At 68.3% G+C, this 11,539-nt stretch carries 9 protein-coding genes; 8 read left to right on the forward strand and 1 reads right to left on the reverse strand.

Annotated features, from left to right (window positions below):
• The first annotated feature begins 139 nt into the window (after positions 1-139).
• From ACIBG6_RS07110 to ACIBG6_RS07120, 3 genes are read left to right on the forward strand one after another with little or no spacing between them, the layout of a single operon-like run.
• Complete coding sequence (locus ACIBG6_RS07110) at positions 140-805, forward strand: hypothetical protein (RefSeq protein ID WP_399221541.1); 666 nt, start codon at positions 140-142, stop codon at positions 803-805.
• Positions 798-2,168: a glutamine synthetase family protein gene (locus ACIBG6_RS07115; protein WP_399221542.1), complete on the forward strand. Its 1,371-nt coding sequence runs from the start codon at positions 798-800 to the stop codon at positions 2,166-2,168. The genes ACIBG6_RS07110 and ACIBG6_RS07115 overlap by 8 nt, the downstream gene beginning before the upstream one ends.
• A 5-nt stretch (positions 2,169-2,173) precedes the next feature.
• Positions 2,174-2,938, forward strand: coding sequence for a gamma-glutamyl-gamma-aminobutyrate hydrolase family protein (locus ACIBG6_RS07120; RefSeq protein ID WP_399221953.1), 765 nt, complete (start codon positions 2,174-2,176; stop codon positions 2,936-2,938).
• A gap of 83 nt (positions 2,939-3,021) precedes the next feature.
• On the opposite strand, the gene ACIBG6_RS07125 is transcribed toward ACIBG6_RS07120, so the two are convergent.
• A complete protein-coding gene (locus ACIBG6_RS07125) occupies positions 3,022-3,615 on the reverse strand; it encodes a TetR/AcrR family transcriptional regulator (RefSeq protein WP_361955850.1) in 594 nt (197 codons plus the stop codon).
• A 414-nt stretch (positions 3,616-4,029) separates the two neighbouring features.
• Here ACIBG6_RS07125 and ACIBG6_RS07130 point away from each other — a divergent pair, with 414 nt between their 5' ends.
• The 5 genes from ACIBG6_RS07130 (at position 4,030) to ACIBG6_RS07150 (ending at position 11,503) form a co-directional block, all read left to right on the forward strand.
• The gene (locus tag ACIBG6_RS07130) at positions 4,030-4,728 is read left to right on the forward strand and encodes a transporter (protein WP_399221543.1); all 699 of its coding nucleotides are present in this window, start codon (positions 4,030-4,032) and stop codon (positions 4,726-4,728) included.
• 57 nt (positions 4,729-4,785) lie between these two features.
• Positions 4,786-7,194, forward strand: a complete 2,409-nt coding sequence (locus tag ACIBG6_RS07135) for an AMP-binding protein (protein WP_399221544.1) — start codon at positions 4,786-4,788, stop codon at positions 7,192-7,194.
• A 51-nt stretch (positions 7,195-7,245) separates the two neighbouring features.
• A complete protein-coding gene (locus ACIBG6_RS07140; protein WP_399221545.1) occupies positions 7,246-8,343 on the forward strand; it encodes a Zn-dependent alcohol dehydrogenase in 1,098 nt (365 codons plus the stop codon).
• Between the two features lie 27 nt (positions 8,344-8,370).
• Positions 8,371-9,834, forward strand: coding sequence for an aldehyde dehydrogenase family protein (locus tag ACIBG6_RS07145; RefSeq protein WP_399221546.1), 1,464 nt, complete (start codon positions 8,371-8,373; stop codon positions 9,832-9,834).
• A 121-nt stretch (positions 9,835-9,955) separates the two neighbouring features.
• A complete protein-coding gene (locus tag ACIBG6_RS07150) occupies positions 9,956-11,503 on the forward strand; it encodes a long-chain fatty acid--CoA ligase (RefSeq protein ID WP_399221547.1) in 1,548 nt (515 codons plus the stop codon).
• Positions 11,504-11,539: the final 36 nt, after the last annotated feature.

Genomic DNA, 11,539 nt, shown 5'->3' on the forward strand with positions numbered 1-11,539 from the left:
TCATTGACAGGTCGCGACCTGTACCCCACCATCCTAGTCACCTGATCTAGTCACTTGACCATGATGATCACGGTCCATCCGAGATCCGAAGCAGCCGATCACGGCGCACGTGATCTCCCGAAGTCGAAAGGACTGGCGGATGACCGAAACCACGACGGCCCCCGCAGCGCCCGGCGCACCAGCGGCGACCGAGGTCGACGTAAGGATCGAGGACGATGCGACTCCCCTCGTCCGGCTGATCGGCCGCACCCTGCGTGACTCCGCCCGCGCGGGGCATGCGCTCCCAGTGCTGCGGAAACCGGCCGCCACTGTGGCGATCCGGTCCCACGAGACGCCGCAGGCGGCGACGATCACCTTCGGCGGCGGCGGCGTCGAGGTCTCGAGCGGAGTCCGCGTCGAGCCCGATGCCACGATCACCGTCGACCTGAACGCCAGGTTCGCACCCGTCGACGCTCCCTCGGGGAACGCCGAGCTCGCCGCGGACGCGCTGCTCGCGCTGTCGCCGCCGGTGCCGGACTGGCAGTCGGCCGCCGAGCACTTCTGGACCGCCGCGCGCTCCGTACCAGGGATTCCGGACGTGCTCATCGCGGTCACCGAAGGGCCCGACGGCCTCGAGCAGGTCGTGCTCGGCGATGGCACGACGCAGTACCTGATCGCCGGAGCCCCCGAGACGCTCGCCGGCGTGTTCTCCGGAGCCGACGACCTACTCGCCGTGCTCTCCACGGGTGCGATCGGGATCCAAGGCACCATGTCCCAGCTGTCGGTCATGGTCGGCGCTTCCTGGAAGGTTCGTTACGATGTCTGAACTCACCATGCCTGCCACCGGAGTTGACGGCCTGGACGCAGCCGTTCGGGCCGTTCGGCTGGAGGCGACGAACCACGAGGGCTCGTTCCTCGGCAAGACGCTGACCCCGAAGAAGTTCGCCTCCGGCATGGACTCGGGTTTCGCCTTCGCCGATCTCCTCTTCGGGCTCGACCTCGGCAACGCGCCGGTCCTCGGGTTCGTCTTCCCCGACTGGCGCGGACATCTGAACGACGTCTATTTCCGTCCCGACATGTCGACGCTGGTCGAGTGGGAGCCGGGGCGCCAGGCCGTGATCGGCGACTACTGGCTGAAGGACGGCACACCGGTCCCGATCTGTCCGCGCAATCTGACGAAGAAGACGACCGGCCGGCTCGCCTCGCTCGGCTTCACCGCGACCGTGGCCGTCGAGATCGAGGCGACCGTCTTCGAGGAGTCCGTCCACGAGGCGCGCGCACGCGGATACCAGGGCCTGACGCCGCTCGGCGGAAACGCGGGTACGGGGTACCACCTGGCGAAGTCGAAGGACTGGACCGGGTACATGGACGCCGTCGCCGAGCGGCTCGACGCGGTCGGCATCGAGTGGGAGGCATGGAGCGACGAGGACGCCGCCGGCCAGATCGAGATCAATCTGGCCCCCGGCGACCCGGTCGCGGTCGGTGACTCCTGGGCGCGGACCCGCCAGATCATGCGGGAGGTCGCGTTCGACCTCGGCCACACGGTCACCTTCATGGCCCGGCCCACCGCGGGCTATGGGCAGGCGTCGCACATCAATCTCTCCCTCCAGCGCGACGGCGTCAACGCGTTCTACGCGGAGGAGGGGCCGTCGGAAACGATGCGCCATGCTGTCGGCGGTCTGCTTGCGACGATCGAGGGCAACACCTCAATCGTGCTCCCGCAGATCACCTCGTACCGACGCCTGGTGGATCTCAGCGGCCCGCCGGTCACCGCCAGCTGGGGCATCAGCAACAAGACCACCGCGATCCGGGCGGTGTGCGGACACCCGTCGTACTCCCGCCTGGAGTACCGGGTCCCTGGCGCCGACGCCAACCTGTATCTCGCGCTCGCCGGCGTGCTGGCCGGTGTGATCGCGGGCCTGGAGCGCAAGATCGAACCGCCGGAGCCGGTCGCGGAGATGGCCTGGTGTATGCCGCCCGGGGAGATCACCCGACTGCCGGACACGATCACGAAGGCCGCCGCCGCCCTCGAAGCGGATCCGATCCTTCGCGACCTCCTCGGCTCCGAGTTCGTGGACTACTGGGTCGGGTCGCGCCGGTGGGAGTGGATGCAGTTCCACACCGGGGGCGGCGATCCGTCCGCCGAACTCTCCGCGTGGGAGTCCGCCCGATACTTCGAACTGCCGTGAGCACCATGGGCGAGGGGCCGACCGCGGTGCGGCCGCTGATCGGCATCACCGGCCGGCGGATCCGGCTGGACCTCATCAAGGGCGCGGACCGGCGGTACGGCGACCGCTGCGCCGACAGCTACATGTCCGACTACGCGATCCGGATCGCGCGGGCCGGCGGTCTCCCCGTGAACCTCTCGTACGAAACGGACGCGGAGGCGGTCTGCCACTGGCTGGCCGGTGTGGTCGTCACCGGTGGGCAGGACCTGCACCCGGCGTGCTGGGGAGGGGACACCTCCGTGGTGCGTGACGTCGACCCTCGTGCGGACCCGATGGTCCACGATGCCGAGCGGGACGTGTACGAGCTCGCGCTCGTGCGTGCCGCGCTCGAACGGCGCATCCCGGTGCTCGCGGTGTGCCGGGGCATGCAGGTCCTCAACGTCGCGCTCGGCGGCACGCTCATCGCCGACCTTCCGCCCGGCGAGGTGCGGCACCTGTCGCAGGAGGCCGCGCTCACCGACGGCACGGACGATCACGTCGTGACCTTCGAGGCCGGCTCGATCGTGGCGGGACTGTTCGGAGCGCGGGCTGTCACCAACTCGTGGCACCACCAGGCCGTCGACCGCTGCGGCACCGGGCTTCTCGTCACGGGCCGGACGGCTGACGGTGTGGTCGAGGCGGTGGAGCTTCCGGACGCACCGGTTCTGGGAGTCCAGTGGCACCCGGAATGGATGGAGAGCGACGATCCGACGATGACGTGGATCGTCGAGGAATCCGTCAAACGCCTGTGACGAGGCCGACCCGGGCGCGTCGGCGTGCTGCCGGCAGGTAGACGCGCTCGGGGCCGGTCACAGGCCACGTCCATGGTCGGTGATCAGGCGAGCTTCGCGGCCAGCCAGGCATCGAGCACATCGATGATGACCTCTGCCTGCTCGGCGGCTCGCGAACGGTCGGCATACGTCAACCAATTCACCACGAAGCCGTCCGAAAGGGTGCCGATGACATAGCCGATCTGGTCGATCGTCTCGGCCGGGATGTCCTGCCCGGCGGCCGCTCTCGCGAGGATCGATCGCACGACGTTGAACGCCTCGTTGTACACAGTCACCGCCGGATGCTCCGCCTGGCGTTGCGCCCAGCTGATCAACTCGAAGCTCGCGGACGCGAATTCCGAATCGGACTCGAGATACCAGTTCAAGAGTCCGCGGAGGATCGCACGCGCGGTCGGGACCAGGTCGGCGTGCACATCGTTCTCGATCAGAACCTCACGGTACCGCTCCGTCAACCGCTCGAAGACGGCCGCGAAAAGCAGCTCCTTGGTCTGGAAGCAGTAGTGCAGCGTCGCCAGCGGGGCGTTCGCCTGCTCAGCGATCCGGCGGGTCGTCGCACCGTCGACGCCGTGGCTCGCGATCACTTGAATGGCGGCGTTCACCAGGTCGTTGCGCCGCTCGGCCGCCGGTACGCGTGCCATATCTGCCCCCTGCCAAAGTCGGACGATCGATCAAGTCAGCCTCCAGGTTACCAGCCGGTTTGTCCATATCAACCGAGGTCGTAGCCCTCGCCCGAAATTCTTGGTCAGATGACTTGATCGGATGACCGTGATGAAGCAGCATGATTCTCACCCCTCGCGAAGACCTGAGGTCGCCGGCATCGACCGGAAGCAGCCGTCGGAGCACTGCCTCGGCCGGCCCGAATTCACCGGGCAGGTGTCCGATCCCCGGGAATCCGCTGAAGCGGGACGACTACACCTCACTCGACAGCGGACTGCCCACTGCGATCTGACCTATCCGATTCGCCCGGCGCACACCCGCAAAGGCGACACCTCGAATCGTGGCCTCTCGGTAGAAATCCAGAGGCCGACGAGACCTCAAGGAACGGAGGAAGAATGGCACTCAGAGACTTGCTTTTCCTGCTCGCCGACATCTGGATGATCATCGTCGGATTCACCTTCGGGTGGAAGTTCATCCGGAACTACGGGAACTATCTTCTCGGCCTCGAATGGATCATCGTTGCCACCTCCGGGTCGAACTTCCTCGTCTACGCGGCCGTCGGGGCGACCGAGGACAGCCCCATGTACACCGCCGCGTTCTTCTTCGACCAGTTCTCCCGGTCGGTCGGCATCACGCTGATTCTCGTCATGGGCCTGATGCGCGTGACGCATCTGTACAAGCCGTCCGTGAGGACGGATGTCGGGGTGTTCGTGTTCGCTGCCGCCGTCGGGATCTTCCTCCTGCTCTTCGGCGAGCGGCTCGGTGTGGGGGTCGCGGTCTTCCTCATCGTCGTCAACGTTCTCACCACCCTGTTCCTGATCTACTTCTCGAAGCGGCTCTGGGCGATCGGCGCCAAGGGATGGGCCATCGGCGCGGGTCTCGCGACCGCTGCCGGATGCGTCATCGCCTCGACGTACGACTTCGTCCACATCCCCGGCGACGACGAGGCGCACACCCTCTTCTACATCGGCGCGCTGAGCACCTGGGGGCTCCAGATGTTCACGTACTACTTCGCCTACCGCGCCCTGCACAACCACAACGAGTCGGTCGACGCGAAGCCGGTCCCGCGCGAACAGAGCCGGGCCGACGCCTGACGATCCGCATTCAAGGCAGCGAACAGACGGATGACGTCCCATGCAGAGGAAGCAGTCGTGGTCGTGAAGGAAACACCGCAGCGAGAGGAAGACGCGGCCTCTCGCCGCCCGCAGCCGGCCGTCGGGCCCGAGCAGATGGGAGAGGACCCGCCCACCGCGACGCTGACGGCCTTGCTGGCCGAGCGTGCGCGGCGATCACCCGATCAGGAGTTTTTCCGGTTCGGAGACGAGTCCTGGACCTTTGCCGAGATCGAAGCCTGGACCTCCAGGCTGGCGCACCGGCTGATCGAGGTGGACGGCATCCAGGCCGGTGACCGCGTCGCGATCATGCTCCCGAACATCGTGCACTGGCCGGTCGTGTGGCTCTCCGCGCTGAAGGCCGGCGCTGTGGCGGTACCGGTCAACTCCTCGTACAAGCAGGCGGATCTCACCTATCTCCTGCGGGATTCGGGAGCCCGGGTCGTGTTCACCGATCACGGGCGCGCGGGTCTCCTGAAGGAAGTCACCGACGCCGAGACGGACCTGGCGGACCTGCGCATCGTCGACGTCGCCGCAGACGGGTCCGCGTCCTTCCCGGCGACCGCTCCGACGGTGCGCCCCACCGCCGAGACCTTGGCGAACCTGCAGTACACGTCGGGCACCACCGGCTTCCCCAAGGCGTGCATGCTCACCCACGACTACTGGGTGCGGCTGGGCTGGACCTGCGCCGCTGTGACCGGCCTCGGGGCCGACGACGTCCTGCTCACCGCCCAGCCGTTCTCCTACATGGATCCACAGTGGAACACCGCGCTCGCCCTGACGGTGGGGGCCCCGCTGGTGGTGCTCCCCCGGTTCTCCGCGTCGGGCTTCTTCTCCGATGTCCGTCGCCATCGAGCGACCTTCTTCTACGTTCTCGGATCCATGCCGACGTTGCTTTTCAAGCAACCGCCGAACCCCGAAGACCTGGACAACCAGCTTCGCTTGGTGCTCTGTTCGGGCATCCCGGTCGGGATCCACGCGCAGCTGGAGGAACGCTGGGGAGCGCCGTGGCGAGAGATCTACGGCATGACCGAGTCCGGCGTCGACCTGTTCGGTTGCGTGGATGACGCGAACTCCGTAGGGAGCGGGAACCTGGGACTTCCGGTGCCGACGAAACGGGTCCGGGTGGTCGATCCGCAGGGAGTCGACCTGCCCGACGGCGAGCCCGGTGAGCTGATCGTCTCGGGCAAGCCGATGATGCGCGGCTACTGGAACCGTCCGGAAGACACAGCCCGGGTGCTGCGGGACGGCTGGCTGCACACCGGCGATGTCGCCGTCCGCCGACCGGACGGCGGCTTCCAGCTGGTCGGTCGGATCAAGGACATGGTGCGCCGGGGCGGCGAGAACATAGCGAGCGCCGAGGTCGAGGCCGCTCTCGAACGTGACGAGGAGGTCATGGCCGCCGCCGTCGTCGCCGAACCCGACGAGATCCTCGGTGAAGAGGTCAAGGCCTTCGTCCAACTGGCCGTCGGTGTGTCGGCCGACCGTACGACCGCCGCGGGGCTCATCGACCGCGCCGGCCGGCAGCTCGCCCGTTTCAAGGTGCCGCGCTACGTCGAGTTCGTCGCCGACTTCCCGCGGACGCCGTCCGAGCGCGTGTCCAAACCGGCGCTCAAGGCCCGCGCCACGGCCGAACCCGGCGTCACCTTCGACCTGAGCGCCCGACGCAGGACCGGCGGCGTACCCACCACTCCTGCGGACTCCCTCGGCATCGACGTCGTCAGGGGGGTGGCCGTACTCACCCTGCGTCGTCCCGAAAAGCTGAACGCCATGGACGTCGCCACGCGACTGCGGCTGGCCAGCGCCGTCCGAGAAGCGGGCACAGGCGACGAGGTGCGCGGAATCGTGCTCACCGGCGAGGGCCGGGCGTTCTCCGCGGGCGAGGACCTCCGGTCCGTGCCGACCTCGTACGCGCAGCTCCGCACGGCCTTCGAGAGCTTCCACGACATCACCCGGGCCATCGTTCAGACACAGGTCCCCGTCATCGCGGCGGTGAACGGCCTGGCCGTGGGCGGCGCCTCGGAGATCACCCTCTGCTGCGACGCGCGGATCGGCACCCCGGCGACGGAGTACTACCAGCCCGAGAACGGCCGGGGCATCACGATCTCGAACGCGTCGAGCCTGCTGCTCCCCCGGATCGTCCGGAACCACGCGACGCGCATGATCCTCGGCTCGCCGCGGATCGGCGCCGAGGAGGCCCTGCGGATCGGCCTCCTGGACGAGATCGTCGCGCCCGACGAGCTGGTCGACCGCGCCATCGACCTGGTCATCGAGTGGACGCCCGAACACAACACGACGGCGCTTCATCTCGCGCTGCTGCGGCCGGGGCTCGACGAAATCGAGCAGGCCTTCGCCCGCGAGGACGAGGCCGCATGGAAGACCTGGGAGAGCGGGGTGTTCAGCGCCGGCATCGATGGCTTCTGGACCGCCAAGGACGCTCGCGGATAGCTCCGCGACAGGGGTCTGGCCCTTCCCGTAAGGAACGACAGAGGAGAAGACGTGATCGACACAGAGGCCGCGGTGCTCACCGCGGTGAACGAGCCGCTCGAGATGACCGCGATCCAGGTGGACGGTCCCGAGCCGGACGAGGTGCGCGTCGCGGTCTCGCACGTGGGACTGTGCCACAGCGACCTGCACTACATGACCGGCACGGTGCCGACCGACCTGCCGGTGGTGGTGGGTCACGAGGTGGCCGGTGTCGTCGAGGCGATCGGCTCGGCGGTGACCGGACTGCGGGTCGGCGACCGCGTGGTCGGGGCGCTGACGCCGTCGTGCGGACGGTGCGTCAACTGCGAGGCCGGCCGGTCGACGCAGTGTCAGCGCGTGGCGGAGGTCCGTCGTCGCCCGCGTCCCGCGTTCCGGCTGACGAACGGCGAGCCGGTCGAGCGGCTCGGCGACATCGGCGCGTTCTCGCGGCACACCCTCATGCGGGAGAACGCGCTGGTGAAGCTGGACGACGCGGTGCCGCTGCACGTCGGATGTCTCCTGGCGTGCTGTGTCATCACCGGCGTCGGCGCCGTCTTCCGCGGCGCCCGGGTGCGTCCGGGAAGCACGGTCGCGGTGATCGGCTGCGGCGGCGTCGGGTCGGCCATCATCCAGGGAGCCAGGCTGGCGGGGGCCTCGGCCGTCGTCGCGATCGACCTCGACGAGGCACGACTCAAGGCAGCGCGCGGCTATGGTGCGACCCACGTCGTGAACGGCGACGTCGAGGACGTCGCCGCTGAGGTACGGAACCTGCTGGGTGACGGTGTCGACTACTCGTTCGAGGCCGTCGGCTCGGCGCGCACCGCTGCCACGGCGCTCTCGGTGCTACGGGCGACCGGTACCGCGTGCCTGGTGGGCATCGCCCCGGAGGGCACCGAGCTCACGGTGCCGGCGTCGGACTTCTTCTTCGGCGAGAAGCGCCTCATCGGCTCGTACATGGGATCGGGTCAGGTGCGCCAGGACATCGTCCAGCTCGCGCGCCTCTACCAGCAGGGGCGGCTGCTGCTCGACGAGATGGTCACGCAGGTGATCCCGTTCGGCGAGATCAACGAGGGCTTCAAGGCGATGCGGAGCGGCGACGTGACGCGCATCGTCGTCGACCTCCAGACCTGATCAACAACGGATGCAGAGGTGACTCACATGTCGAGTGGCGAGACGGCGATTCCCCAGCCGGTGAACTACATCGCGGACGCCTGGAGCGAGTGCGAGACGGTCCGGGGCGAATGGAACACCGACCCCAATACCCGGGAACCGGTGCACCGCATGGTCACGACCGGTTTCGGGGACGTCGAACGGGCTCTGCGGCACGCCGAGCGCGTGTACGGCGTCGGCCGGTGGGACGACGAGGCCCGCCAGGAGCGTGCGGCCATGCTCGAGCGCGTGGCCGCGCTCATCGAGACCCGAGTCGGGGACATCGCCCGCACCGACTCCCTGACCAGCGGTGTGCCGATCGCCCTCACCCGGAAGGTGGCGGCGTTCCTGCCCGCCAGGATCCGGGCGACGGCAGCGGACCTGCTGCACATCCCCCGGGTACGGGCCCTGGCGGCGGGCGGCCGCGATGTCCGCCTGTACAAGGTCCCGTGGGGGCCGGCCGCGATCCTCACGCCGTGGAACGGTCCGAGTTTCATCCCCGCGGCGAAGGTCGTGAGCGCGGTCGCGGCGGGCTGCCCGGTGATCCTGAAGCCGTCGGAACACGCCCCGGGCAGCGCGCAGATCATCGTCGAGTGCTTCGTCGAGGCGGGACTTCCCGACGGCGCGCTGCAGCTCGTGCACGGCCGCGGCGACGTCGGCGCCGCGCTGACCGGTGACCCCCGCGTCAAGGCCGTGGCGTTCACCGGTGGTCCGGCGGCCGGCCGCGCGATCGCCCGGGCCGCCGCGGAGGACTTCAAAGTCCTTCAGTTGGAGCTCGGCGGCAACAACCCCGCGCTCGTCCTGGACGACGCCGATGTCGAGGTCGCCGCCGACGGGATCTTCGAGGGCATGACCAAGCTGAACGGCCAGTGGTGCGAGGGACCGGGCAAGGTACTCGCCCACAGGAGTCTGGTGGCGCCGCTGCTCGAAGCGCTCACCGAGCGCATCTCCAAGGTCGTGGTCGGTCACTCGCTCGACGAGGGCGTCGAGCTCGGCCCGATCTCGAACGCGCCGCACTTCGCGACCCTGCAGAGCCGGATCGAGGGACTGCGCGCCCTGGGAGCCAGCGTCCACCAGCCGGCCCGGCTGCCCGAGCTCGACGGGTTCTTCCTCTCACCGGCTGTCGCCGCCGGGGCCGACCCGGCGAAGGCCACCGCGGAATTGTTCGGTCCCGTCGTGTCCTTGCACGCCGTCGATTCCGACGAGGAGGCGCTGCGTATCGCGAACGCCAACCCCTCGGGACTCGACGCCTACGTGTTCGGCGGCGACACCGAACGTGCCATCGAGGTCGGCTCCCGAGTGCTGTCCGGCGAGGTGCGGGTCAACGGCGCGAAGCTCGCCGACCTCGGCGACGATTCCGCGCAGAGCTTCTGGGGGCCGGCCGGCATCGGCGGTCACGGTCCGGCCGAATCAGTGCGCGTGTTCTGCGGCGACCGGGTGGTCGGAGTCGACTCGCCGGACCTTCCGCTGTGAAACGTGTCGTTGTCGTGTCCGGGATACGGGTGAAGGACACAGCGGCTGAGGGGTGACGTCCCTTGGACTCAGCCATTGAGATCGCCCGATGCCCAAAAACCAGAGCCGCTGGAGAACCATCATGCTCAACCTCTCGATACTCCTCGAAGACTCCGCCCGCGCGTTTCCGGACCGGGACGCACTCGTGCTCGGTACGACCCGGTTGACCTACCGTCAGGTCGACGCGGCGGCGAACCAGGTCGCCAACCTTCTCGTGTCCCGGGGCATCCGCCCCGGTGACAAGGTCGCCCTCAGCTGTCCCAATCTGCCTTACTTCCCCATCGTCTACTACGGCGTGCTCAAGGCGGGTGCGGTCGTGGTGCCGCTCAACGTCCTGCTCAAGGGCCGCGAGATCGCCTACCATCTGGCCGACGCGGACGTCACGGCGTACTTCTGCTTCGAAGGGACTCCGGAGCTGCCCATGGCCGTAGAAGGCCATGCCGGATACCAAGAGGTCGGAACGGTCGAGCACTTCTTCGTCGTCACCGCCGATCCGGAGGCTCCCAGCCCGATCGCCGGTACCGAGACGCTCGGTCGGGCACTCGTCGGCATGAGCACCGTGTTCGAGTCGGTCGTCACGGAGCCGAACGACACGGCGGTCATCCTGTACACCTCGGGAACGACGGGCCGGCCCAAGGGGGCCGAACTCTCCCACTCGAACACGATGATGAACGTGGTGGCCAACAACCGGCTGTTCCGCAACGAACCGGCCACCGACAGCCACGTGGTGTGCCTTCCCCTGTTCCACACCTTCGGTGCGACGGTGCAGATGCACGCGGGGTTCTCGGTCGCCGCGACATTGCACCTCGTGCCGCGCTTCGCCGCCCGTGAGGTCGTCGAGCTGATGGGTCGCGAGGCCATCACGTTCTTCGCCGGTGTGCCGACCATGTGGTGGGGACTGCTCAACGCCCTCACCGACGACATCGACGTCCACCGGATCGCCGACAACCTGCGCATCGGAATCTCCGGTGGGGCGGCCCTGCCGGTCGAGATCATCAGCCAGGTCAAGCAGCGCCTCGGCATCACCGTACTCGAGGGGTACGGGCTGTCCGAGACGTCGCCCGTCGCCACGTTCAGCGACCCCCGGCTCGAACCCCGGCCGGGCTCGATCGGCGTCCCGATCTGGGGTGCGGAGCTGAAGCTGATCCGATCGGACTGGACGGAGGTCAGCCAGACCGGGGAGGTCGGCGAGATCGCGATCAGGGGCCACAACGTCATGAAGGGCTACTACAACCGCCCAGAGGCGACGGCCGAGGTGATCCGCGACGGCTGGTTCCGCACCGGAGACCTCGCACGACGCGACGAGGACGGCTTCTACTACATCGTCGACCGCGCGAAGGACCTCATCATCCGCGGGGGTTACAACGTCTACCCCCGCGAGATCGAGGAGGTACTGCTCACTCATCCCGCGGTGAGTCTGGCGGCGGTCATCGGTGTGCCGCACGACAGCCACGGCGAGGAGATCAAGGCTTTCGTGATCCTCGAGAAGGACGCCGTCATCACCGCCGACGAGCTCGTCGTCTGGGGCAGGGAGCAGATGGCCTCCTACAAGTACCCCCGCATCGTCGAGCTCGTGTCGAGCCTGCCGATGACCTCCACCGGGAAGATCCTCAAGCGCCGGCTGGCCTGAGGCCGAGCCGAGCGGGATCCACGGAGTGCGGCGCGC

It is taken from the genome of Streptomyces sp. NPDC050842 (assembly GCF_044456565.1).
GTDB lineage: Bacteria > Actinomycetota > Actinomycetes > Streptomycetales > Streptomycetaceae > Streptomyces.